The following is a 24,728-nucleotide window of genomic DNA, read 5'->3' on the forward strand; positions in this document are numbered from 1 at the left end:
AACGCGTGTCCTTGATCGCAACTGACCACTTCCGCATCGTTGTCGGCCTCGGCAAGAGCGGCATGTCCCTGGTTCGCTTCCTGGCGAACCGGGGCATTGCGTTTGCGGTCGCCGACACGCGCGAGAACCCTCCGGAGCTGGCGACCCTGCGTCGCGACTATCCGCAGGTCGAAGTGCGCTGCGGTGAGCTGGACGTGGACTTCCTCTGCCGCGCCGACGAGCTGTACGTGAGCCCCGGGCTGGCCCTGGCCACCCCGGCCCTGCAGCAGGCTGCCGCCCGTGGCGTCAAGCTCTCCGGCGATATCGAGCTGTTCGCGCGTAACGCGAAGGCGCCAATCGTGGCCATCAGCGGTTCCAACGCCAAGAGCACCGTGACCACCCTGGTCGGCGAGATGGCCGCAGCGGCGGGCAAGCGCGTGGCGGTGGGTGGCAATCTCGGCACTCCGGCCCTTGACCTGCTCGGTGACGACGTCGAGCTGTACGTGCTGGAGCTGTCGAGCTTCCAACTGGAAACCACCGACCAGCTCAATGCCGAAGTGGCCACCGTGCTCAATGTCAGCGAAGACCACATGGACCGCTACAGCGGCCTGCCGGCCTACCACCTGGCCAAGCACCGGATCTTCCGTGGCGCTCGCCAGGTCGTGGTCAACCGTCAGGACGCCCTGAGCCGTCCGCTGCCGGTGGAAGGCCAGCCCTGCTGGACCTTCGGCCTGAATACGCCTGACTTCAAGGCCTTCGGCCTGCGCGAAGAAAACGGCGAGAAATATCTGGCCTTCGAATTCCGCAACCTGATGCCGGTTCGCGAACTGAAGATCCGCGGTGCGCACAACCAGTCCAACGCCCTTGCCGCGCTGGCCCTCGGGCATGCCGTCGGCCTGTCGTTCGAGGCCATGCTGGAAAGCCTGCGCAGCTTCGCCGGCCTGGCCCATCGTTGCCAGTGGGTCCGTGAGCTGAACGGCGTCAATTACTACGACGACTCCAAGGCCACCAACGTTGGCGCGGCGCTGGCCGCCATCGAAGGCCTGGGTGCCGATATCGACGGCAAGCTGGTACTGATCGCCGGCGGCGACGGCAAGGGTGCGGACTTCTCCGCCCTGCGTGCGCCGGTCGGCGAACATTGCCGTGCCGTGGTCCTGCTCGGCCGCGATGCCGAACTGCTGGCCGAAGCCCTGGGCGACAGCGTGCCACTGGTTCGGGTCAAGACCCTCGAGGACGCTGTGCAGAAAGCTGCCGAACTGGCCCGGTCCGGCGACGCCGTGCTGCTGTCCCCGGCTTGCGCCAGCCTCGACATGTTCAAGAACTTCGAGGAGCGTGGGCGCCTGTTCGCCCAGGCCGCAGGAGAACTGGCATGATCTTCGGCGCCATCAAGCCCTATCCGTCGCCGCTGATCAGCGGCCGTGGCATCGACCTGGATTTCCCGTTCCTGGTCGGGTGCCTGGCATTGCTCGGTCTGGGCCTGGTGATGATTACCTCGGCGTCGTCGGAAGTCGCCGCGGCGCAGTCGGGCAATCCGCTTTACCACATGTTCCGCCACCTGATTTACGTCGGTCTCGGCGTGGGTGCCTGCATCGTCACCATGATGGTGCCGATCTCCACTTGGCAGCGCATGGGCTTCCTGATGCTGATCGGTGCCTTCGGCCTGCTGGTGGCGGTACTGATCCCGGGTATCGGGCGTGAAGTGAACGGTTCGATGCGCTGGATCGGCTTCAGCTTCTTCAACGTCCAGCCTTCTGAAATCGCCAAGGTCTTCGTGGTCGTCTACCTCGCCGGTTACCTGGTGCGGCGCCAGCAGGAAGTACGTGAAAGCTGGATGGGCTTCTTCAAGCCGTTCATCGTCCTCCTGCCCATGGCCGGCCTGTTGCTGATGGAGCCGGACTTCGGTGCCACGGTAGTGATGATGGGCTCGGCGGCGGCGATGTTGTTCCTTGGCGGCGTGGGGTTGTTCCGCTTCGGCCTGATGGTGGTGCTGGCGGTAGGCGCGGTGTTCGTTCTGGTGCAGGCCCAGCCGTACCGGATGGCCCGCCTGATCACCTTCACCGACCCCTGGGCCGACCAGTTCGGTTCCGGCTACCAGCTGACCCAGGCGCTGATTGCCTTCGGCCGTGGCGAGTGGTTCGGCGTCGGCCTGGGCAACAGCGTGCAGAAGCAGTTCTACCTGCCGGAGGCGCATACCGACTTCGTGTTCTCGGTGCTGGCCGAAGAGCTGGGCGTGGTCGGCTCGCTGCTGACCGTTGCCCTGTTCGTCTTCGTCACCGTGCGCGCGCTGTACATCGGCCTGTGGGCAGAAAAGGCCAAGCAGTTCTTCGCCGCCTATGTGGCCTTTGGCCTGGCCTTCCTGTGGATCGGCCAGTTCCTGATCAACATCGGAGTGAACGTCGGCCTGCTGCCGACCAAGGGCCTGACCCTGCCGTTCCTCAGCTATGGCGGCAGCTCGCTGGTGATCTGCTGTGCCTGCGTCGGGTTGCTCCTGCGCATCGAATGGGAGAGCCGTACTCACCTGGGCAGCGAGGAACACGAATTCAACGAAAACGATTTTGCCGAGGAGCCGACCCATCATGGCCGCTGACGGCAAGAACGTATTGATCATGGCCGGCGGAACCGGCGGCCATGTGTTCCCGGCGCTGGCTTGCGCCCGGGAATTCCAGGCGCGCGGTTTCACCGTGCACTGGCTGGGAACGCCACGCGGCATCGAGAACGAACTGGTACCGCAGGCCGGCCTGCAACTGCACCTGATCAACGTCACCGGGCTGCGTGGCAAGAGCAAGCTGTCGCTGCTCAAGGCGCCGTTCACCCTGGTCAAGGCGGTGCTTCAGGCGCGGCGGATCATCCGTCAGGTCAAGCCGGTCTGTGTGGTCGGCTTCGGTGGCTATGTCACCGGTCCAGGCGGCGTAGCCGCCAGGCTGTGCGGCGTGCCGGTGGTGATCCACGAGCAGAATGCCCGTGCCGGTACCGCCAACCGCCTGCTGGTGCCGCTGGCTGGGCGGGTCTGCGAAGCCTTCCCGGACACCTTCGGGGCCAGTGCCAAGCGCCGCACCACCGGAAACCCGGTACGCGCCGAGCTGTTCCTGGAGCCTGCGCGCCAGGCCCTGCCGGGACGTCGGGCGCGCCTGCTGGTACTGGGCGGTAGCCTGGGCGCCGAGCCGCTGAACAAGCTGCTGCCCCAGGCCCTGGCCCTGGTGCCGGAAAGCCTGCGGCCCGAGGTGTTCCACCAGGCCGGAAAGAATCACGACCAGGTCACCGCCCAGCGTTATCGCGACGCGGGGGTCGAGGCTCAGGTAGAACCGTTCATCAAGGACATGGCCCAGGCCTATGGCTGGGCCGACCTGGTGGTATGCCGTGCCGGCGCGCTGACCGTCAGCGAGCTGGCCGCCGCGGGACTGCCGTCGCTGCTGGTGCCCTTGCCCCATGCCATCGACGACCACCAGACCCACAACGCCCATTATCTGGCACGCGAAGGCGCCGCCTTCCTGATGCCGCAAGCGACAACTGGCGCAGCGCAGCTCGCTGAACGCCTGAACGAGGTGCTGATGCAACCGGAAAAACTCGACACCATGGCCGCCACCGCACGACGCCTGGCCAAGCCCGCTGCAACCCGCACCGTGGTCGATATCTGCCTGGAGGTGGCCCATGGTTGAGAACCAGAAAGCCATGCCCCAGCCTGAAATGCGCCGTATCCGTCGCATCCACTTCGTCGGTATCGGCGGCGTGGGCATGTGCGGGATCGCCGAAGTACTGCTGAACCTGGGCTACCAGGTGTCCGGTTCCGACCTCAAGGAGTCGCCCGTTACCGAGCGCCTGAAGTCCTTCGGTGCCGAGATCTTCATCGGCCACCGCGCCGAGAACGCCGCCAGCGCCGATGTGCTGGTGGTGTCCAGCGCCATCAACACGGCCAACCCGGAAGTTGCCACCGCCCTGGAGCGGCGCATTCCGGTAGTGCCGCGTGCCGAGATGCTGGCCGAACTGATGCGCTACCGCCATGGCATCGCCGTTGCCGGTACCCATGGCAAGACCACCACCACCAGCCTGCTGGCCTCGGTCTTCGCCGCAGGCGGCCTGGACCCTACCTTCGTCATCGGTGGTCGGCTGAACGCTGCGGGTACCAATGCCCAGCTCGGCACCAGCCGCTACCTGATCGCCGAAGCCGACGAGAGCGATGCCAGCTTCCTGCATCTGCAGCCATTGGTCGCGGTGGTCACCAATATCGACGCCGACCACATGGCCACCTATGAAGGCGACTTCAACAAGCTGAAGAAAACCTTCGTCGAGTTCCTGCACAACCTGCCGTTCTACGGCCTGGCCGTGGTCTGCCTGGACGACCCGGTGGTTCGCGAGATCCTGCCGCTGGTCAAGCGCCCGGCAGTGACCTACGGCTTCAGCGAAGAAGCCGACGTGCGCGCGATCAATGTGCGCCAGTCGGGGATGCAGACCCACTTCACCGTGCTGCGCCGTGACCGTGCGCCGCTGGATGTGTCGGTGAACATGCCGGGTAACCACAACGTGCTCAACGCCCTGGCGACCATCGCCATCGCCACCGACGAGGGCATCAGCGACGAAGCCATCGTCCAGGGCCTTTCCGGTTTCCAGGGCGTCGGCCGACGCTTCCAGGTCTACGGCGAACTGCCGGTGGAAGGCGGCAGCGTGATGCTGGTGGACGACTATGGTCATCACCCGACCGAGGTTGCCGCGGTAATCAAGGCCGTGCGCGGCGGCTGGCCGGAGCGTCGCCTGGTCATGGTCTACCAGCCGCACCGCTACAGCCGCACCCGCGACCTCTACGACGATTTCGTCCAGGTCCTGGCCGACGCCAATGTGCTGCTGCTGATGGAAGTCTACCCGGCGGGCGAAGAGCCGATTCCGGGCGCCGACAGCCGTCAGCTGTGCCACAGCATTCGCCAGCGCGGTCAGCTCGATCCGATCTACATCGAGCGCGGCATCGAACTTGCGCCTCTGGTCAAGCCGTTGCTGCGTGCCGGCGACATCCTGCTGTGCCAGGGTGCCGGTGATATCGGTGGCCTCGCGCCACAACTGTTGAAGAGTCCGCTGTTCGCTGGTGCAGGTACCAGTCAGGAGAAAGCGAAATGACTGCCGAAGCCTACGCCAAGCTGCATTCCACGATCGCCCCGAAAGATTTCGGCCGTGTCGCCGTGCTCTATGGCGGCAAGAGCGCCGAGCGCGAAGTCTCGCTGAAATCCGGTGCCGCGGTGATCGACGCGCTGAAAAGCGCCGGAGTCGACGTGGTTGCCATCGATGTCGGTGACGACCTGCTGGCCCGCCTGCAGACCGAGAAGATCGACCGCGCCTTCATCATCCTCCACGGCCGTGGCGGCGAAGATGGCAGCATGCAGGGCCTGCTGGAGTGCCTGGGCATTCCCTACACCGGCAGCGGCATCCTCGCCTCGGCCCTGGCCATGGACAAGTTGCGTACCAAGCAGGTGTGGCAGAGCCTGGGCATCCCGACCCCGCGCCATGCCGTGCTGGCCAGTGAAGCCGACTGTATTTGCGCAGGCGCGGAACTGGGCTTCCCGTTGATCGTCAAACCGGCCCATGAAGGTTCCAGTATCGGTATGGCGAAAGTGTCCAGCGTCGCGGAATTGATCGCGGCCTGGAAAGACGCCGCCAATTACGATTCGCAAGTCCTGGTCGAGCAGTGGATCCAGGGTCCGGAGTTCACCGTGGCGGTGCTGCGTGACCAGGTTCTGCCGCCGATCGCCCTGGGCACCCCGCATTCGTTCTACGACTACGACGCCAAGTACCTGGCTTCCGATACCCAATACCGGATCCCGTGTGGCCTGGATGCAGCCAAGGAACAGGAATTGATCGACCTCACCGCCCGCGCCTGCGACGCCATCGGCATCGCTGGCTGGGGCCGGGTGGATGTAATGCAGGACGAGCAGGGCCGCTTCTGGCTGCTTGAAGTCAACACCGCACCAGGCATGACCGACCATAGCCTGGTGCCCATGGCGGCACGTGCGGCCGGCCTCGATTTCCAGCAGTTGGTGCTGGCGATCCTGGCGGCCAGTGTCGAGGCGCGAGGTTAAGCCCATGCAAGGCGCGATGTTACGTCATCAGCAACCCGCCCCCGGCCGTAACAAGCCGGTGCCGCGTGGTGCCAGCCGAATGGTGGCCAAGGAGCCACTGTCGGCGCGCCTGCCCAAGCCGAACTTCAGCATCTTCAAGAAGCTGCTGTGGCCCGTGCTGCTGGTCGTCGCGGGCTTTGGCGCCTACGAAGGCGCGCAGCGCCTGATGCCCTACGCCGACCGGCCGATCACCAAGATCGCCGTGCAGGGCGACCTCAGCTACATCAGCCAGCAGGCGGTGCAGCAGCGTATTGCCCCTTATGTCGCGGCGAGTTTCTTCACCGTCGACCTGGCGAGCATGCGTACCGAACTGGAGCAGATGCCCTGGATCGCCCATGCCGAAGTACGTCGGGTTTGGCCGGACGAAGTGGTGATTCGCCTGGAAGAACAGTTGCCGGTGGCGCGCTGGGGAGAGGATGCCTTGCTCAACAACCAGGGCCAGGCCTTCACCCCGCGCGAACTGGCGAACTACGAGCACCTGCCGCAGCTTTTCGGGCCGCAGCGCGCTCAGCAACAAGTGATGCAGCAATATCAGGTTCTCAACCAGATGTTGCGCCCCCTGGGTTTCTCGATCGCTCGCCTGGAGCTGCGCGAGCGGGGCAGTTGGTTCCTCACCACCGGCGCCGGCAGTGCCGGCCCGGGTATCGAACTGCTGCTGGGGCGCGACCACCTGGTGGAAAAAATGCGCCGTTTCATTGCCATCTACAACAAGACGCTCAAAGAACAGATCACGAACATCGCCCGCATCGATCTGCGTTACGCCAACGGCCTTGCCGTTGGCTGGCGGGAACCGATTGCACAGCCCGCGGCCCAACCCGCCGTGGCGAAGAATTAGAGAGAGGCAGGACCCATGGCAAATGCGCATAGCGGCAAAATGATCGTCGGGCTGGATATCGGCACGTCCAAGGTGGTTGCACTGGTAGGCGAAGTCGCCGCCGACGGCACCCTGGAGATCGTCGGTATCGGCACCCATCCATCGCGCGGGTTGAAAAAAGGCGTGGTGGTCAATATCGAGTCCACCGTGCAGTCGATCCAGCGTGCCGTCGAAGAGGCGCAGCTGATGGCTGGCTGCCGGATCCACTCGGCCTTCGTCGGCGTGGCCGGCAATCACATCCGCAGCCTGAACTCCCACGGCATCGTGGCGATCCGCGATCGCGAAGTCAGCACCGCGGACCTGGAACGGGTACTGGACGCGGCCCAGGCCGTGGCGATTCCGGCCGACCAGCGCGTGCTGCACACCCTGCCGCAGGACTACGTGATCGATAACCAGGAAGGCGTGCGCGAGCCGCTGGGCATGTCCGGCGTGCGCCTGGAAGCCAAGGTCCATGTGGTGACCTGCGCAGTCAACGCGGCGCAGAACATCGAGAAGTGCGTGCGCCGCTGCGGCCTGGAAATCGACGACATCATCCTCGAGCAACTGGCCTCGGCCTACTCGGTGCTCACCGATGACGAGAAAGAGCTGGGCGTGTGCCTGGTGGATATCGGCGGCGGCACCACCGACATCGCCATCTTCACCGAAGGCGCGATCCGTCATACCGCGGTGATCCCGATCGCCGGCGACCAGGTGACCAACGACATCGCCATGGCCCTGCGTACGCCGACCCAGTACGCCGAGGAAATCAAGATTCGCTACGCCTGCGCCCTGGCCAAGCTGGCCGGTGCCGGCGAAACCATCAAGGTGCCGAGCGTCGGCGACCGTCCGCCGCGCGAGCTGTCGCGCCAGGCCCTGGCCGAGGTGGTCGAGCCGCGCTACGACGAGCTGTTCACCTTGATCCAGGCGGAGCTGCGCCGTAGCGGTTACGAGGACCTGGTACCAGCGGGCATCGTCCTGACCGGTGGTACCTCGAAGATGGAAGGCGCGGTCGAACTGGCCGAGGAAATCTTCCATATGCCGGTACGCCTCGGCGTACCACACAGCGTTCGGGGGCTGAGCGACGTGGTTCGCAACCCGATCTATTCCACTGGCGTTGGCCTGCTGACCTATGGCCTGCAGAAACAGTCCGACGGCGTGCCAGTGCCAGGTATCAGAAACGACAGCTATGGCGATGAACCGAAGGCCCCGGTGCTTGAGCGCTTCAAGCGTTGGGTCCAGGGAAACTTCTAAGTTTCAAAAGCAGTAGTGGTAGGCGCAAAAAACTAGAGAACTGAAAGGAGAGGGAAAATGTTCGAGCTCGTAGACAACGTCCCGCAAAGTCCGGTCATCAAAGTGATCGGCGTCGGTGGCGGCGGTGGCAACGCCGTCAACCACATGGTCAAGAGCAACATCGAAGGCGTCGAATTCATCTGCGCCAACACCGATGCTCAGGCCCTGAAAAACATCGGTGCGCGCACCATTCTGCAACTGGGTACCGGTGTGACCAAGGGCCTGGGCGCGGGTGCCAATCCGGAAATCGGCCGCCAGGCCGCACTGGAAGACCGCGAGCGTATCGCCGAAGTGCTGCAGGGCACCAACATGGTCTTCATCACTACCGGCATGGGTGGTGGTACCGGTACCGGTGCTGCGCCGATCATCGCCGAAGTGGCCAAGGAACTGGGCATCCTCACCGTTGCGGTGGTGACCCGTCCGTTCCCGTTCGAAGGCCGCAAGCGCATGCAGATCGCCGATGAAGGCATCCGCTCGCTGGCCGACAGCGTCGACTCGCTGATCACCATCCCCAACGAAAAACTGCTGACCATCCTCGGCAAGGACGCCAGCCTGCTGTCGGCCTTCGCCAAGGCGGACGACGTTCTGGCCGGTGCCGTGCGCGGTATCTCCGACATCATCAAGCGTCCGGGCATGATCAACGTCGACTTCGCCGACGTGCGTACCGTGATGAGCGAAATGGGCATGGCGATGATGGGTACCGGCTGCGCCAGCGGTCCGAACCGTGCGCGTGAAGCCACCGAAGCGGCGATCCGCAACCCGCTGCTCGAAGACGTCAACCTGCAGGGCGCCCGCGGCATCCTGGTCAACATCACTGCCGGTCCGGACCTGTCGCTGGGTGAGTACTCCGACGTGGGTAGCATCATCGAGGCGTTCGCCTCCGACCACGCGATGGTCAAGGTCGGTACCGTGATCGATCCGGACATGCGCGACGAGCTGCACGTCACCGTGGTCGCTACCGGCCTGGGTGCCAAGATCGAGAAGCCTGTGAAGGTCATCGACAACACCCTGCAAAGCGCGGCTGCCCAGGTTTCCACCCCGGCTCCGGCACCGGTGCGCAACGAGCAGCCTGCGGTCAACTACCGTGACCTGGAGCGTCCGACCGTGATGCGCAACCAGACCCACGCCGGTGCGGCAGCGGCTGCCAAGCTCAATCCTCAGGACGACCTGGATTACCTGGACATCCCGGCATTCCTGCGTCGTCAGGCCGATTGATGGAATTTATCAGGGGTATTAGGGTGATTGGTGTTCAGCAAAGGTTGGGTCTGTTATCATCCCCAGCCTTTGTTGATACCAGTTCGCAATCTGTGCTGAAGCGGCCAATGCCATGATTAAACAACGCACCCTGAAAAATATCATCCGTGCCACAGGTGTCGGCCTGCACTCCGGGGAAAAGGTATACCTGACCCTGAAACCTGCGCCTGTGGATACCGGCATCGTATTTTGCCGAGCCGACCTCGACCCCGTGGTGCATATCCCTGCCCGTGCGGAAAACGTCGGCGAGACCACCATGTCGACCACGCTGGTCAACGGCGATACCAAGGTAGACACGGTTGAGCACCTGCTCTCGGCCATGGCTGGCCTGGGCATCGATAACGCCTACGTCGAGCTCTCCGCCTCCGAAGTCCCGATCATGGACGGTAGCGCAGGCCCCTTCGTATTCCTGATTCAATCCGCCGGCCTGGAAGAACAGGACGCGCCGAAGAAATTCATCCGCATCCTGCGTGAAGTGACAGTGCAAGACGGCGACAAGCGCGCCACTTTCCTGCCTTTCGACGGGTTCAAGGTGAGTTTCGAGATCGATTTCGACCACCCGGTGTTCCGCAACCGTACCCAAAGCGCCAGCGTCGACTTTTCCAGCACCTCGTTCGTGAAGGAAGTCAGTCGCGCCCGCACCTTCGGGTTCATGAGCGACATCGAGTACCTTCGCAAGCACAACCTCGCCCTCGGCGGCAGCGTCGAGAACGCCATCGTGGTGGACAAGGACGGTGTATTGAACGAGGACGGCCTTCGCTATGAAGACGAATTCGTCAAGCACAAGATCCTCGATGCCATCGGCGACCTCTACCTGCTGGGCAACAGCCTGATCGGCGAGTTCCGCGGCTTCAAGTCCGGTCACGCGCTGAACAACCAGCTGCTGCGCAAGCTGATCGAAGAAACCGATGCGTGGGAAGTCGTGACTTTCGAAGACGCCAGCACCGCACCGATCTCCTACATGCGTCCGGTTGCCGCTGTATAAGCTCGAATACTCTCTCTAGTTTGAAGGCCGCCCTCGGGCGGCCTTTTTTATACATCTCGAAAACACAACGCGGGCCCTGTGGGAGCGGGTTCACCCGCGATTGCGATAGTGACTTCACCACCGTAATCGCGGGTAAACCCGCTCCCACAGGGTCCGTGTCGCTTTATGAATTGTCTTTATTGCTCTTGCGATGGCTCGCCAGGCGCTCCAGCGCCGCACGCAGGTTCGGATCACTGATCCCCTGCGCCGTGGCCTGGATGGTTTCCGCCGATTTGTCCGAGATATCGATGACGTGGCTGGGCGGGCGCGGAGTAGTGGCCACCGGCTGCACCTTGAACAGGATCCGGTTCAGGTTCACGAAGGCGTCCAGTTGCTGCAACTGGCGTTGCAGGCGCTTCTGCTGGTAGCGCAGGCGTGTTGCCCAATGCCCGTCGGTGACCACCAGCGTCAGGGTACCTTCGCGCCAGGTCGCCACCCGGCAATGCTCCCGCGCAGCCGGCTGCAACTGGCTTTCCACCAGGCGCTGCAACTGCGCCAGGCGCTGCGCCTGGTTGAACAGCGCCTTGAGCGGACGGGCCTCGCGCAACAGCGTGCCGGGCGCGCGGGCGGGAGAGGGGCGGTAGGCCATGATGACACCTGCAAAGACGATCCGCGCATCTTAACAGATCGCCCGCGCAGGGCTGGAGAGCCGCTATCCACATGAATCTTGACCCACGCGGGTTGAAGTTGGCGAAAAAGCCCTTATTGTAAAAAAGCCCCCGTCACAGCGCTGTGCCAGCATCGTGGAACTCCACCACTTTCCTCACCATCGTTTCCGGGTAGAATGCTCGTTCGCATGCGGCCAATAAGGGCTGCACGGGCGACTTCACGGGGCCGCCCTCCATCCCTATGTGTGGAAGATCCTGCCGATATGTTTGCGCCTTTGTTAAAGAAACTTTTTGGAAGCAAGAACGAGCGTGAAGTCAAACGCATGCTCAAGACGGTCCAGATCGTCAATGCCTTCGAAGAGCAGATGGTGGCCCTCTCCGATGAACAGCTGCGGGCCAAGACCCCCGAGTTCAAAGAGCGCCTGGCCAAAGGCGAGACCCTCGACCAGCTCCTGCCGGAAGCCTTCGCCGTCGCGCGCGAGGCCGGCAAGCGGATCATGGGCATGCGCCACTTCGATGTGCAGTTGATCGGCGGCATGACCTTGCACGAAGGCATGATCGCGGAAATGCGCACCGGTGAGGGCAAGACCCTCGTGGCAACCCTCGGTGTCTACCTCAATGCGCTGTCCGGCAAGGGCGTGCACGTGGTCACGGTCAACGACTACCTGGCCCGTCGCGACGCCAACTGGATGCGTCCGCTGTACGAATTCCTCGGCCTGACCGTAGGCGTCGTCACCCCGTTCCAGCCGCCGGAAGAGAAGCGCGCCGCCTACGCCGCCGACATCACCTACGGCACCAACAACGAATTCGGTTTCGACTACCTGCGCGACAACATGGCGTTCAGCCTGGAAGAGAAATTCCAGCGCGAGCTGAATTTCGCCGTGATCGACGAAGTCGACTCCATCCTGATCGACGAAGCCCGTACCCCGCTGATCATTTCCGGCCAGGCCGAAGACAGCTCCAAGCTGTACATCGAGATCAACAAGCTGATCCCGCGCCTGACCCAGCACATCGAGGAAGTGGAAGGCCAGGTCACCCAGGAAGGCCACTTCAAGATCGACGAGAAGAGCCGCCAGGTCGAACTCAACGAAGCCGGTCACCAGTTCATCGAGGAGATGCTCACCCAGGTCGGCCTGCTGGCCGAGGGCGAGAGCCTCTACTCCGCGCACAACCTTGGCCTGCTGACCCACGTCTACGCCGGCCTGCGTGCGCACAAGCTGTTCCACCGCAACGTCGAGTACATCGTCCAGGACGGCCAGGTCCTGCTGATCGACGAACATACCGGCCGTACCATGCCGGGCCGTCGTCTCTCCGAAGGCCTGCACCAGGCCATCGAAGCGAAGGAAAACCTGAATATCCAGGCCGAAAGCCAGACGCTGGCCTCGACCACCTTCCAGAACTACTTCCGCCTCTACACCAAGCTGTCCGGCATGACCGGTACCGCCGACACCGAAGCCTTCGAGTTCGCCCAGATCTATAACCTCAACGTTATGGTCATCCCGCCGAACAAGCCGCTGGCGCGCAAGGACTTCAACGACCTGGTGTACCTGACCGCCGACGAGAAATACGCCGCGATCATCGCCGACATCAAGGAAAGCATGGCCTCCGGCCGTCCTGTCCTGGTCGGTACGGCAACCATCGAAACCTCCGAGCACATGTCCAACCTGCTCAAGAAGGAAGGTATCGACCACAAGGTCCTGAACGCCAAGTACCACGAGAAGGAAGCCGAGATCATCGCCCAGGCCGGTCGTCCCGGCGCGCTGACCATCGCCACCAACATGGCCGGTCGCGGTACCGACATCCTGCTGGGCGGCAACTGGGAAGTCGAAGTGGCTTCCATGGAAAACCCGACGCCCGAGCAGATCGCCCAGATCAAGGCCGACTGGCAGAAGCGTCACCAGCAGGTGATCGAATCCGGCGGTCTGCACGTGATCGCGTCCGAGCGCCACGAGTCGCGCCGTATCGACAACCAGCTGCGTGGTCGTTCCGGTCGCCAGGGCGACCCGGGTTCGAGCCGCTTCTACCTGTCCCTGGAAGACAGCCTGATGCGCATCTTCGCCTCCGACCGGGTGAAGAACTTCATGAAGGCCCTGGGCATGCAGTCCGGCGAGGCCATCGAGCACCGCATGGTGACCAACGCCATCGAGAAGGCGCAGCGCAAGGTCGAAGGTCGCAACTTCGACATCCGCAAGCAGCTCCTGGAGTTCGACGACGTAGCCAACGAACAGCGCAAGGTGATCTACCACATGCGCAACAGCCTGCTGGCTGCCGAGAACATCGGCGACACCATCGCCGAGTTCCGCCAGGAAACCCTCGACGCCACCTTCGCCCAGCATATCCCGCCGCAATCGCTGCCCGAGCAGTGGGACGTGGCCGGCCTGGAGGCATCCCTGGCCAGCGACTTCGCGGTGAAACTGCCCATTCAGCAGTGGCTCGACGAAGACGACAAGCTGTACGAGGAGACCCTGCGCGAGAAGGTCCTCAACGAGCTGGTCACCGCCTACAACGAGAAGGAAGACAGCGCCGGCGCCGAAGCCCTGCGTACCTTCGAGAAGCAGATCCTGTTGCGCGTCCTCGACGACCTGTGGAAAGACCACCTGTCGACCATGGACCACCTGCGCCACGGTATCCACCTGCGCGGCTACGCCCAGAAGAACCCGAAACAGGAGTACAAGCGCGAGTCGTTCACCCTGTTCCAGGAACTGCTGGAGTCGATCAAGCGCGACACCATCCGCGTGCTTTCCCATGTCCAGGTCCGCCGCGAGGACCCGGTCGAGGAAGAAGCCCGTCTGCGCCGCGAAGCCGAGGAGCTGGCCCAGCGCATGCAGTTCCAGCATGCCGCGGCGCCAGGCCTGGAAGCTGCCGAGCAGCTGGAGGAGGGCGCTGAAGTCGCCGTCGCCGCCGCGCCGGTACGCAACGACCAGAAACTGGGCCGCAACGAGCTGTGCTGGTGCGGTTCCGGCAAGAAGTTCAAGCACTGCCACGGGCAGATCAACTGATCGAGCCGTGTCACGCTGAAACCTGAACACCGCGCCGCGACCGGTCTCCACCGTCGCGGCGTTGTTCCATCTCAAGCACCGTCGGATTGCCGGCGGTGAATTTTTTCTAGGAGCGCTTTCATGGCTGTTGGTCTTGGTCCTTTGCCAACGTTGCACCCGGTTCCCGGTTTCGAACTCGGTATCGCCTCTGCGGGCATCAAGCGCCCGGGGCGCAAGGATGTGGTGGTGATGCGCTGTGCCGAAGGCTCCAGTGTCGCTGGCGTTTTCACCCTGAATGCCTTCTGCGCCGCCCCGGTGATCATTGCCAAGCAGCGCGTGCAGGGCACCGTGCGTTACCTGCTGACCAACACCGGTAATGCCAACGCCGGTACCGGCGCCCCGGGCCTGGCGGCCGCGGAACGCACCTGCGCCAAACTGGCCGAACTGACCGGCGTCGACGCCAGCGCCGTGCTGCCGTTCTCCACCGGTGTGATCGGCGAGCCGCTGCCGGTCGAGAAGATCGAAGGCGCCCTGCAGGCCGCCTTGGACAACTTGTCCGAGAACCACTGGGCCGAAGCCGCCACCGGCATCATGACCACCGACACCCTGCCCAAGGGCGCCAGCCGTCAGTTCCAGCATGAAGGCGTGACCATCACCGTCACCGGTATCAGCAAGGGTGCGGGCATGATCCGCCCGAACATGGCTACCATGCTCGGCTACATCGCCACCGACGCCAAGGTCGCTCCGGCAGTGCTCAAGGACCTGATCCTGGACGGCGCCAACAAGTCGTTCAACCGCATCACCATCGACGGCGACACCTCGACCAACGACTGCTGCATGCTGATCGCCACCGGCAAGGCCGACGTGGCCGAGATCACCGAAGCCAGCGGCCCGTTGTTCGAAGCGCTGAAGACGGCGGTATTCGAAGTCTGCATGGAAGTGGCCCAGGCCATCGTCCGTGACGGCGAAGGCGCCACCAAGTTCGTCACCGTGCAGGTCAACGGCGGTGGCAACCACCAGGAATGCCTGGACGTCGGCTACGCCGTCGCCCACTCGCCACTGATCAAGACCGCGCTTTTCGCCTCCGATCCGAACTGGGGCCGTATCCTCGCGGCGGTCGGCCGTGCCGGCGTTCCGAACCTCGACGTCAGCCTGATCGACGTGTACCTGGACAACGTCTGCATTGCCTCCAAGGGCGGCCGCAGCGCGACCTACACCGAAGACCAGGGCGCTGCGGTCATGGCCCAGGAAGAAATCACCATCCGTATCGAGCTGGGCCGTGGCCAGTGCAGCGAGACCATCTGGACCACCGACCTGTCCCACGAGTACGTGAAGATCAACGCGGAATACCGCACCTGATCGAACGCCGCCGCCTGGCCTGGCCAGACGGCGGCATCCTCTCAATCAGCGGAGTTCAAAGTTGAAACGGATTCATGTCGCCGCCGCCGTCATTCGTGGCGCGGATGGCCGTATTCTCATCGCCCGGCGTGGCGAAACCCAGCATCAGGGCGGCCTGTGGGAGTTTCCCGGGGGCAAGGTCGAGGACGGCGAGGCCGTCGAGGCAGCCCTGGCCCGCGAGCTGCATGAAGAGCTGGGCATCGGGGTAAGCGCCGCGCGGCCACTGATCAAGATCAGGCACGACTACCCGGACAAGCAGGTCCTGCTCGACGTCTGGGAGGTCGATGCCTTCACCGGCGAGCCCCATGGTGCCGAGGGCCAGCCGCTGGCCTGGGTATCGCCACGGGACCTGGGGCAATACGAATTCCCCGAAGCCAACCGGCCCATCGTCGCGGCGGCGCGCTTGCCAGGCGACTACCTGATTACCCCCGACGACCTGGAAGCCCCGCACCTGCTGCGCGGTATCCAGAAGGCGATTGCCGGCGGGATCAAGCTGGTGCAATTGCGCGCGCCGAACATGTACGACCCGAAATATCGGGATGTCGCGGTCGATGCCGTAGGCCTTTGCGCTGGCAAGGCGCAGTTGATGCTCAAGGGGCCGCTGGAATGGCTGGGCGACTTTCCGTCTGCTGGCTGGCACCTGACTGCCGAGCAATTGCGCAAGTATGCGCCCAATGGCCGGCCCTTCCCCAAGGAGCGCTGGCTGGCGGCGTCGTGCCACAGTGCTGAAGAACTGGCGCTGGCCGAGCGGATGGGCGTGGACTTCGTGACCCTGTCGCCGGTGCAGGCGACCCTGACCCATCCCGAGGCTCAGCCGCTGGGTTGGGACGCGGCGCAGCAGATGATCGATGGCTTCAACAAGCCGGTGTTCCTGCTCGGTGGCGTCGGCCCGAACGAGCGTGAGCGCGCCTGGCAGATCGGTGCGCAGGGTGTTGCCGGTATCCGCGCGTTCTGGCCCGAAGCCTGATCGTTGTTGATGGCCTCATCGCCGGCAGCGCCGGCTCCCACAGGGATCGCGTGCGCCGCCGGACCTGTGGGAGCTGGCGTTGCCAGCGATAGGGCCAGGCCTGACAACATCGTTGTTCTTGCCGACTTCAGGGTTTCGCGGCAGCCTGCCAGAGGATTTCGCCGATGCCCTGGCGCCGGGCGATCAAGCGCGCTGCAACGAACAGCAGGTCGGAAAGCCGGTTGATATAGGCCAGCCCAACTCCTGCCAAGGGCTCCACTGCATTCAACTGCTGGCAGCGCCGCTCGGCACTGCGTGCCAGGCTCCGGCACACGTGGGCCTGGGCAACCAGCGCCGAGCCTCCCGGCAGGATGAAGTTCTCCAGCGGCCCGAGCTCCTCGTTCCACCGATCGATCGCCGTCTCCAGCCGCTCTATCTCGATCTTGTCCAGCGCCTGGTAAGTGGGCATCGCCAGCTCGCCACCCAAGTCGAACAGCCGATGCTGACAAGGCGCCAGCACCTCGATCAGCTCCGTCAGTCCCTCGCCGTCCAGTCCCGCCAGCAACAGCCCCAACTGGCTGTTCAGCGTATCCACCTCGCCGATCGCTTCGATGCGCGGATGGTCCTTGGGCACTCGGCGCCCATCGCCCAGGCCGGTTTCACCCTGGTCCCCGGTGCGGGTGTAGATCTTCGACAGGCGGAAACCCATGCTCATGACTCCAGTTTGCGCGGGGCCGGCAGTGGCGAGGCCGCCAGAGGCAGGCGCAGGGTGAAGCAGGTGCCCTGGCCCGGACTCGATTGCACTTCCATCTGGCCCTTGTGGTTGTTGGTGATGATGAAATACGAAACCGACAGCCCAAGACCGGTACCCTGGCCGATCTCCTTGGTGGTGAAGAAAGGCTCGAAGGTGCGCTTGCGTACCGCTTCGGGCATGCCGATACCGTTGTCCTCGACCTGGATCTCCGCCCAGGGCGGGTTCAGCCGGGTACGCAAGGTGATGCGCCCGGGTTCGCTGTTGTCCTGGCGCAGGTGGATGGCCTGGGCGGCATTCTTCAGCAGGTTGAGCAGCACCTGTTCCAGTTCGTTGGCGGTGCCCGGTACCGGGCCGAGCTCCGGGTCGAACTGGCGGACGATGGCCTGGCCCTTGAAGTCGAAGCCGATCGTCAGGTCGAAGTCGTTGCCGGCGATCTCCACCGCTTGGTCGATCAGTGCCGGCAAGTCGCAAGGCGCCATCTGCCGGTTGCTGCGGCGGCTGAAGCTGAGCATATGGGTGACGATCTTCGCCGCCCGCGCCCCGGCCTGCTGGATGCCGTCGAGCAATTGCGGGACCTGGCGCGCTTCGAGGTAGCGATTGACCGTGCCCAGGTCGATCCCGGCCTCGCTGGCGGCTTCCAGGTTCTTCGGCAGATCGGGCGAGAGGCGCCGGCGGATGTTCTGCACGTTGTGCAGGATGGCACCCAGCGGGTTGTTGATCTCGTGGGCCATGCCGGCGGCCAGGCCGCCCACCGAGAGCATTTTTTCCGACTGCACCATCATTTCCTCGAGCGACAGGCGCTGGGTAATGTCGTCGATGCGGATCACCACGCCACGGCCGCCACCGCCCATCAGCGGGTAGAAGGTCAGGGCGTAATGGCGCGGCTCGTCGTCGCGTGTCCAGGTCACCCGCTCGATCTTCGCCACACGGTGCTTTTCCACGCTTTCCTTGAGCTGCGGCAGGAACGGCTTGAGCGGTTCGAAGGCGAGGAAGATCGGCTGGTTCAACGCCTCGTCCAGCGGTGTGCCGGAGAGGCTGCTGGCTTCCTGGTTCCATTGGGTCACGTACAACTGCTCGTCGAGGGCGATCAGCGCCGACGGCATGGAGTCGATGATGCTGTTGAGGTAGTTCTGGAAACCGGTGAGCTTGCGCTCGATCTTGCCCCGTACCTGGACTTCCAGTTCCAGCTTGCGGTTGGTATGGCGGGTTTCCTCGGCCAGGCCCTGGGCCTGGTCGTAGGCCTGCTGGAACTCGTCGCGGGCGCGCTTGAGCTGCTGCTCCCGGGCCTCGATGCGCGACAGCATGGTGTTGAACGCCTCAGCCAGGCTGCCGATCTCGTCATGGTTGCCGGGGCGTGCGCGCAGGGCATAGTTCTCTTCCCGGGTGACCTGGCGCGACAGTTGTTCCAGCTGGTAGATCGGCTGGGTGATCAGGCGCTTGATCTGCCGGGCGATGATCATCCACAGCAATACGCTGAAGACCAGGATGCCGAGGCTGGCGGTCAGCGTGCCGGTATAGAAGGCGGCGGGCAGTTCGCTGCTGGCCACCAGCAGCAGATGGCCGGGAGGGCTGCCGGTACGGGGCAGGCGAATCAGCTGGGTATTGCGGAACTCGGTCAGGCGCCAGCCTTCGATATTGCGAAAGCGCTTGGGCAGGGCGATCGGTTCGCCATGCTGCAACTGGGCGAGGATCCTGCCATCGCTGCCATACAGTGCGGCAGCGCGCAGCGGGGTGTAGGTGTCCAGCTCGTCGAGCAGGCGGTTGGCCGCTTCCGGCGAGTCGGTCGCCTGTTGCGCCAGTTGCGGATTGGACACCAGGCGCCCGATGGTCTGCAGGGCCTGGGGAGCCATCGCCTCCTGGGAAATCCAGTAGGCAGCGCTGATGAAGGTCAGGTTGGCCACCAGCAGGATGGTGATCAACAGCACCAGCAGGGCCGCCAGCAGTTTCTGGCCGACCGGCAGGTTTTCCAGGCGTTCGCGCAAGGGCATGGTGACGGCAGAATCCTGTGGGTGGAGGGGCAGGGTAGCGCTGCCCTCAGTCGCTGGGCAATCCGTGGCTGTCCAGGTGTTCGACCAGGCGCCGGTAGAGCCGTTCCAGGTGCGGCAGCGGCTGGCCGTGGCGCATTGCGCTGCGGCAGGCATGGCCGAGCAGGTAGTGGATTTCGGTACGCCGGCCGTTGCGTACGTCCTGGTACATCGAAGAGTAGTTCGCGGCAGTGGCCTGGATCACTCGCTGGACCTCGTTTTCCAGATTTTCCGCCGCTTGCGGCTGGCCACAGCGTTGCAGCAGGTCGGCCAGCTCGGCGCACAGCGTCGCCACTTCGCAGTGATGCCCGGCGAGCCCGCCGTTGCGGCAGTCGTAGAGCACGGTCAGTGGATTGATCGCACAATTCAGGGCCAGCTTGCGCCACAGGCGGGTGAGGATATCCGGCGTCCATTCATGGGGAATGCCGGCCTCGGCCAGGTCATCGAGCCAGGTCGGCGCCAGCGGATTGGCCGGATCGCCCAGCCAATTGAAGCCGTGCCCGGCGAAATTCACCTGCCAGTCGTGTTCGCGAAAGGCGCCCTCGGTACTGGAGGCGAAGATGCAACGGGCCCGGGGGACCCGTGCGGCGACTTCGTCCTGGCTGCCCAGGCCGTTCTGCAACAGGATCAGCTCGGCGCCCGGGGCCAGCCGATGGGCGATGCTGGCGACGGCCTTGTCTGCGTCATAGGCCTTGCACGCCAGCAGCAGGCGCTGGATCGGGGTTTCTGCGTCGAGGGTTTCGGCGGGGATGGCGAAGCTTGTCCGTCGCTCTTGTTCGACCAGGGTCAGGCCGCCTGCCTCGGTGTAGTCGTGCAGGCGCTGGGGGCTACGCAGGATCAGGCGGACCGGTTTGCCGGCCCGGGCCAGGCGGCAGGCCCAGAGGCTGCCGAGGCTGCCGGCGCCGAGAATATGCCAGGTGCTGCTCATCAGCGTTTCCCAAGCGTTTATAATGACCCGGCATTTTAACCGTCAAACCCGGTGCGCTCCATCGCACTCCCTTCAGGAGTGCCAGCGCACCTTTTATTTTCTGGAGAAAAAGGTATGCCGTCGTTCGACGTGGTATCGGAACTGGACAAGCACGAAGTCACCAACGCCGTGGAAAACGCCATCAAGGAACTGGACCGCCGCTACGACCTGAAAGGCAAGGGCAGCTTCGAGTTCAAGGAGAAGGACCAGACCGTCGTCCTGACCGCCGAAGCCGAGTTCCAGCTCGAAGCCATGGTCGAGATCCTGCGTCTGGCCCTGGTCAAGCGCAAGATCGACGTCCAGTGCCTGGAACTGAAGGATGCCTACGCCTCCGGCAAGGAAATGAAGCAGGAAGCGGTGTTCAAGGAAGGTATCGATAAAGAACTGGCGAAGAAGATCGTCGCTCATATCAAGGACGCCAAGCTCAAGGTGCAGGCGGCCATCCAGGGCGAGCAGATCCGCGTCACCGGCAAGAAGCGCGACGACCTGCAGGAGTGCATCGCCGCCCTGCGTGGCAAGGAGTTCGGCATGCCGCTGCAGTTCAACAATTTCCGCGACTGACCGCCGCGCTTGTGGAACCTTGGCGTTGTGACAGCGTCCGAGGTTCCTTGCGTCGCTGAATCGTTTGCGGTGCTTTAATTCGTGTTTCGTGCCGCATCAGGAGGGCATATGGATTTGAATGCAGAGGTCGATCAACTGGTCAGGACGTCGCAGACGTGGATTCCGTTGATCATGGAATACGGCAGCCGCCTGGCCCTGGCGCTGGTCACCCTGGCGATCGGCTGGTGGCTGATCAACAAGGTCACCGCCAAGCTGGGCAAATTGCTGGCCTTGCGCAATGCCGACATGGCACTGCAAGGTTTTATCAGCACCCTGGCCAACATCATTCTGAAGATCCTGCTGTTCGTCAGTGTGGCTTCGATGATCGGCGTGGAAACCACCTCCTTCGTCGCCGCCATCGGTGCCGCCGGCCTGGCCATCGGCCTGGCCTTGCAGGGCAGCCTGGCGAACTTCGCCGGTGGCGTGCTGATCCTGCTGTTCCGTCCGTTCCGCCTGGGCGACTGGATCGAGGCGCAGGGTGTCAGCGGTACCGTGGACAGCATCCAGATCTTCCACACCGTGCTGCGTACCGGCGACAACAAGACGGTGATCGTGCCCAACGGCAACCTGTCCAACGGCATCATCACCAACTACAACCGCCAACCGACCCGCAAGGTAGTGTTCGACGTAGGTGTCGACTACGAGGCCGACCTGCAGAAGGCGCGCAACGTCCTGCTCGAGCTTGCCAACAACGACCCGCGTGTCCACAAGGACCCGGCGCCGCAGGCGGTGGTCTCGACCCTCGGTGACAGCTCCATCACCGTTTCCCTGCGCATCTGGGTGAACACCGCGGATTACTGGGACGTGATGTTCATGCTCAACGAGCATGCCCGCGACCGGCTCAAGGAAGAAGGAATCGACATTCCCTTTCCGCAGCGCGTGATCCGTGTGGTGCAGGAGACTGCGGCCCAATAGCAAATAGCTTTCTGATTTAGCAGGGACCTTGTGGGAGCGGGTTCACCCGCGATTACGGTAGTGAGTTCACCGGCGCTATCGCGGGTGAACCCGCTCCCACATTGTCCGCGTTGCCCCGCCCATTACACTTCTTCACTTCTCCCCGCTATCGGTCCACAGGGCTTTTCTGGCATACAAGCCGGTCTCGATTCCCTCTGCCGACCGAACCATGACTCCGCTGATCAAGATCACCCCTTTCCGGGCCTTCTGCTTTGCCCTGACCCTGGCCCTGTTCGAACTCCTGACCTACCTCGCCAGTGACGTGGTGATGCCGGCCATGCCGCAGGTGGTCAGCGACCTCGATGCCAGCCCCGAATTTATCCCCCACGCGCTGAACCTCTATCTGCTCGGTGGCGTACTCCTGCAATGGCTGATCGGCCCGCTGGCCGACCGCTATGGGCGGCGGCCGTTGTTGCTCGGCGGCTGCGCGTTCTTTTGCCTGGCGTGCCTGGCGACCTATTGGGTCGATGGCATCGAAGTGTTCAACCTGTTGCGCCTGTTGCAGGGCATCGGCCTGGGCTTCGTGGTGACGGTCAGCTATCCGGCGCTCAACGAAGCCTTCAGCGAAGCGGACGCGGTACGGATGATGGCACTGCTGGCCAATATCGCTTTGCTCTCGCCACTGCTCGGGCCCCTGGTGGGGACGCTGTTGCTGGAATGGGTGTCGTGGCGCTGGCTGTTCGTGCTGTTCGGCGTAACCGCCGTGCTGGCCTGGCTGGCCCTGTACCGCTTCATGCCGGAAACCCTAGGCGTCGAACGCCGTGATGGTTCGCGCCTGGAGTTCCAGCCGATTCATCTGCTGCCGTTGTTGTCCGGGTACGCGCAACTGCTTGCCAACCGTCGCTTCGTCGCGGGCAGCGCTGCCCTGGGCTTGATCGGCCTGCCGCTGATCGGCTGGATCGGCCTGTCGCCCGTGCTGCTGATCCATGACGAAGGGCTCAGCAAGATGGAGTACGCCCTGTGGCAATTGCCGGTGTTCGGCGGCTTGATCCTCGGCAACCTGATCATCAACCGTATCGCCGATCGCTACCCGTTGAAGTCACTGGTACGCGGCGCGCTGTGGCCATTTCTGATCGGTCTGGCGGCGGCCGTGCTGGCAAGCTGGATCTACCCGAGCGTACCAAGCCTGGTGGTCGGCCTGGCGATCTACGCCCTGGGCCTCGGCATCGGTAATGCCGTGCTGTATCGCATGACCCTGTTCAGCAGCGAGCAGAGCAAGGGGCTGGTATCGGCGATGCTGGGAATGATCACCATCGCCCTGCTGGGCCTGGGCGGCGCGGTGATGGCGATGCTGGGGGCAGGCGCCAGCCTGCTGGCCTTCGCCCTGGCCTCGGCAGTGGCCGGTGTGCTGGCGCTCTGGCCGCTAGCAACGGTGCTGCGGCAGCAACCCTGATCAGGGCTGCTGCTGTTCGCTGGCAGGCGGCGCTGCGGGTTGCCCGGCCTGCTGTTGCGGTTCCTTGTCGCGGCGGATCTCCTGATGCCAATGCACGGCGATCAGGATCAGGGTCGGGACGCCAAGCAGGGCGGTGATCAGGAAGAAATCGTGGTAGCCGAACTTCTCCACCAGCACGCCCGAGTAGCCACCGATCAGGCGTGGCAGGAGCAGCATGATCGAGCTGAGCAGGGCGTACTGGGTGGCGGAGAACTTCAGGTTGGTCAGGCTCGACAGATAGGCGACGAAGGCCGAGGTGGCCAGGCCCGAACTGAAGTTGTCGAGGGAAATGGTGACGACCAGCATCTGGATGTTCGGGCCCATGTCGGCCAGCATCACGAACAGGATATTGGTGGCGGCCGAGGCGGCGCCGCCGATGAACAGGATCGGCAGGATACCGAAGCGCACGATCAGCAGGCCGCCGACGCCGGCGCCGAGCAGGGTCATGACCAGGCCGAAGATCTTGCTGACGCTGGCGATCTGGTCCTTGGTGAAGCCCTGGTCGATGTAGAACACGTTGGCCATTACGCCCATCACCGTGTCCGACATGCGGTAGGTGGCGATCAGGCCGAGCAGCAGCAGGGCCTGCCAGCGGTAACGGTGAATGAAGTCGTTGACCGGTGTCAGCACTGGCGCCAGGCCGCGGCGGCCCATTGACGAGAGGCACAGGCAGGTCAGGGTGGTGTAGAGGATGGCGCGCAGGAAGGCGCGGTCTTCGAGCAGCAGGTCGAGCAGGCTGACGCCTTCGAACAGCACGCTGGCGAAATCGGTGTTGTACAACTGGGTGAACATCGCCGGAACCGAAACCAGCAGCACGATCAGCACGAATACCGACATCAGCTGATGGCCGAAACCATAGCGCGCCGCCTGCAACTGGGTTCGCAAGGGGACTGGCGGTTCGCGCATCAGCAGCGTGGTGATCACCGCAGGCAGCATCATCACGCCGAACAGCACGTAGGTGCCGGTCCAGGCCTTGTGCAGGTAGCTGAAACCGGTGGAGCCGAACCATTCGGCAAAGAACAGTGCGCCAGCGGTAGCCAGCAGGGCGGCGACCCGGTAGCCGGCCATATAGCTGGCGGCGAGTGCGGCCTGGCGCTGGTCGTCGGCAATCTCCAGGCGGTAGGCATCGACGGCGATGTCCTGGGTGGCGGAGGCGAACGCCACCAGGACTGCCAGGGCGATCAGCCAGGACAGGTGCTTTTGCGGATCGCAGAAGCCCATGCCGATCAGCCCGACCAGTACCAGGATCTGCGCCAGCACCAGCCATGAACGGCGCCTGCCAAGCTTGCCCAGCAGCGGCAGGCGCCATTGGTCGAGCAACGGCGACCAGACCCATTTGAAGGCGTAGGCCAGGCCGATCAGGCTCGCGTAGCCGATGGTCTCACGGGCCACCCCGGCCTCGCGCAACCACACCGAAAGCGTCGAGAACACCAACATGTAAGGCAGGCCGGCGGCGAAGCCGAGCAGCAGGAGCACCACGGTCGACGGGCTGGCATAGGCAGCGAGCGCAGCGCGCCAGGTTTTACGGGGCATGGGCCAACATCTGCCTCAAGATTACGAACACAAAGC

20 protein-coding genes are annotated in these 24,728 nt (G+C 63.9%); 15 read left to right on the top strand and 5 right to left on the bottom strand.

Annotation, left to right across the window (positions count from 1 at the left end; translation table 11 throughout):
- Positions 1–5 precede the first annotated feature (5 nt).
- The 9 genes from murD to lpxC all read left to right on the top strand — a co-directional run bounded on the left by murD (position 6) and on the right by lpxC (position 10,459).
- A complete protein-coding gene (murD, locus tag ACPFMA_RS05320; RefSeq protein ID WP_425929806.1) occupies positions 6–1,352 on the top strand; it encodes a UDP-N-acetylmuramoyl-L-alanine--D-glutamate ligase in 1,347 nt (448 codons plus the stop codon).
- On the top strand, positions 1,349–2,566 hold the full coding sequence (gene ftsW / locus ACPFMA_RS05325) for a putative lipid II flippase FtsW (RefSeq protein WP_064302456.1): 1,218 nt from the start codon (positions 1,349–1,351) through the stop codon (positions 2,564–2,566). Before murD ends, ftsW begins: the two co-directional genes overlap by 4 nt.
- Positions 2,556–3,635, top strand: coding sequence for an undecaprenyldiphospho-muramoylpentapeptide beta-N-acetylglucosaminyltransferase (gene murG / locus ACPFMA_RS05330; protein ID WP_425929807.1), 1,080 nt, complete (start codon positions 2,556–2,558; stop codon positions 3,633–3,635). Before ftsW ends, murG begins: the two co-directional genes overlap by 11 nt.
- Positions 3,628–5,082 carry a UDP-N-acetylmuramate--L-alanine ligase gene (gene murC, locus ACPFMA_RS05335; RefSeq protein WP_064302458.1) on the top strand — a complete coding sequence of 485 codons (1,455 nt, stop codon included), beginning with the start codon at positions 3,628–3,630 and terminating at the stop codon, positions 5,080–5,082. The genes murG and murC overlap by 8 nt, the downstream gene beginning before the upstream one ends.
- Positions 5,079–6,038, top strand: a complete 960-nt coding sequence (locus ACPFMA_RS05340; protein WP_064302459.1) for a D-alanine--D-alanine ligase — start codon at positions 5,079–5,081, stop codon at positions 6,036–6,038. The genes murC and ACPFMA_RS05340 overlap by 4 nt, the downstream gene beginning before the upstream one ends.
- A gap of 4 nt (positions 6,039–6,042) precedes the next feature.
- Positions 6,043–6,912: a cell division protein FtsQ/DivIB gene (locus ACPFMA_RS05345; RefSeq protein WP_009396675.1), complete on the top strand. Its 870-nt coding sequence runs from the start codon at positions 6,043–6,045 to the stop codon at positions 6,910–6,912.
- Between the two features lie 15 nt (positions 6,913–6,927).
- Complete coding sequence (gene ftsA / locus ACPFMA_RS05350; protein ID WP_009396676.1) at positions 6,928–8,181, top strand: cell division protein FtsA; 1,254 nt, start codon at positions 6,928–6,930, stop codon at positions 8,179–8,181.
- 57 nt (positions 8,182–8,238) lie between these two features.
- A complete protein-coding gene (gene ftsZ / locus ACPFMA_RS05355) occupies positions 8,239–9,435 on the top strand; it encodes a cell division protein FtsZ (protein WP_009396678.1) in 1,197 nt (398 codons plus the stop codon).
- A gap of 112 nt (positions 9,436–9,547) precedes the next feature.
- Complete coding sequence (lpxC, locus tag ACPFMA_RS05360) at positions 9,548–10,459, top strand: UDP-3-O-acyl-N-acetylglucosamine deacetylase (protein ID WP_009396681.1); 912 nt, start codon at positions 9,548–9,550, stop codon at positions 10,457–10,459.
- 163 nt (positions 10,460–10,622) lie between these two features.
- Here the strand turns inward: lpxC and ACPFMA_RS05365 are convergent, their stop codons facing one another.
- Positions 10,623–11,087 carry a DUF721 domain-containing protein gene (locus ACPFMA_RS05365; protein WP_064302460.1) on the bottom strand — a complete coding sequence of 155 codons (465 nt, stop codon included), beginning with the start codon at positions 11,085–11,087 and terminating at the stop codon, positions 10,623–10,625.
- Positions 11,088–11,369: 282 nt separating this feature from the next.
- On the opposite strand from ACPFMA_RS05365, the gene secA reads away from it, so the two are divergent.
- The 3 genes from secA (at position 11,370) to ACPFMA_RS05380 (ending at position 16,449) form a co-directional block, all read left to right on the top strand.
- Positions 11,370–14,105 carry a preprotein translocase subunit SecA gene (gene secA / locus ACPFMA_RS05370; RefSeq protein ID WP_009396687.1) on the top strand — a complete coding sequence of 912 codons (2,736 nt, stop codon included), beginning with the start codon at positions 11,370–11,372 and terminating at the stop codon, positions 14,103–14,105.
- A gap of 120 nt (positions 14,106–14,225) precedes the next feature.
- Positions 14,226–15,443: a bifunctional glutamate N-acetyltransferase/amino-acid acetyltransferase ArgJ gene (argJ, locus tag ACPFMA_RS05375; protein WP_064302461.1), complete on the top strand. Its 1,218-nt coding sequence runs from the start codon at positions 14,226–14,228 to the stop codon at positions 15,441–15,443.
- Between the two features lie 61 nt (positions 15,444–15,504).
- Positions 15,505–16,449: a Nudix family hydrolase gene (locus tag ACPFMA_RS05380; protein WP_425929808.1), complete on the top strand. Its 945-nt coding sequence runs from the start codon at positions 15,505–15,507 to the stop codon at positions 16,447–16,449.
- A 127-nt stretch (positions 16,450–16,576) separates the two neighbouring features.
- Here the strand turns inward: ACPFMA_RS05380 and ACPFMA_RS05385 are convergent, their stop codons facing one another.
- From ACPFMA_RS05385 to ACPFMA_RS05395, 3 genes are read right to left on the bottom strand one after another with little or no spacing between them, the layout of a single operon-like run.
- Positions 16,577–17,137 (bottom strand): cob(I)yrinic acid a,c-diamide adenosyltransferase, encoded by a 561-nt coding sequence (locus tag ACPFMA_RS05385; RefSeq protein ID WP_064302463.1) that lies wholly within the window; start codon positions 17,135–17,137, stop codon positions 16,577–16,579.
- A 2-nt stretch (positions 17,138–17,139) separates the two neighbouring features.
- Positions 17,140–19,170, bottom strand: coding sequence for an ATP-binding protein (locus tag ACPFMA_RS05390; RefSeq protein ID WP_420059330.1), 2,031 nt, complete (start codon positions 19,168–19,170; stop codon positions 17,140–17,142).
- 46 nt (positions 19,171–19,216) lie between these two features.
- Positions 19,217–20,134, bottom strand: a complete 918-nt coding sequence (locus ACPFMA_RS05395) for a putative 2-dehydropantoate 2-reductase (protein ID WP_425929809.1) — start codon at positions 20,132–20,134, stop codon at positions 19,217–19,219.
- A 114-nt stretch (positions 20,135–20,248) separates the two neighbouring features.
- Here ACPFMA_RS05395 and ACPFMA_RS05400 point away from each other — a divergent pair, with 114 nt between their 5' ends.
- From ACPFMA_RS05400 to ACPFMA_RS05410, 3 genes are all read left to right on the top strand, one after another.
- The gene (locus ACPFMA_RS05400) at positions 20,249–20,734 is read left to right on the top strand and encodes a YajQ family cyclic di-GMP-binding protein (protein WP_009395536.1); all 486 of its coding nucleotides are present in this window, start codon (positions 20,249–20,251) and stop codon (positions 20,732–20,734) included.
- Between the two features lie 108 nt (positions 20,735–20,842).
- On the top strand, positions 20,843–21,688 hold the full coding sequence (locus tag ACPFMA_RS05405) for a mechanosensitive ion channel family protein (protein ID WP_009395538.1): 846 nt from the start codon (positions 20,843–20,845) through the stop codon (positions 21,686–21,688).
- A gap of 208 nt (positions 21,689–21,896) precedes the next feature.
- Positions 21,897–23,120, top strand: a complete 1,224-nt coding sequence (locus ACPFMA_RS05410; RefSeq protein WP_420059332.1) for an MFS transporter — start codon at positions 21,897–21,899, stop codon at positions 23,118–23,120.
- Here ACPFMA_RS05410 and ACPFMA_RS05415 read toward each other — a convergent pair whose 3' ends face one another.
- On the bottom strand, positions 23,121–24,692 hold the full coding sequence (locus ACPFMA_RS05415; RefSeq protein WP_425929810.1) for an AmpG family muropeptide MFS transporter: 1,572 nt from the start codon (positions 24,690–24,692) through the stop codon (positions 23,121–23,123).
- Positions 24,693–24,728 lie beyond the last annotated feature (36 nt).

Source organism: Pseudomonas sp. NyZ201 (assembly GCF_049860765.1).
In the GTDB taxonomy this organism is placed as follows: Bacteria; Pseudomonadota; Gammaproteobacteria; order Pseudomonadales; family Pseudomonadaceae; genus Aquipseudomonas; species Aquipseudomonas bharatica.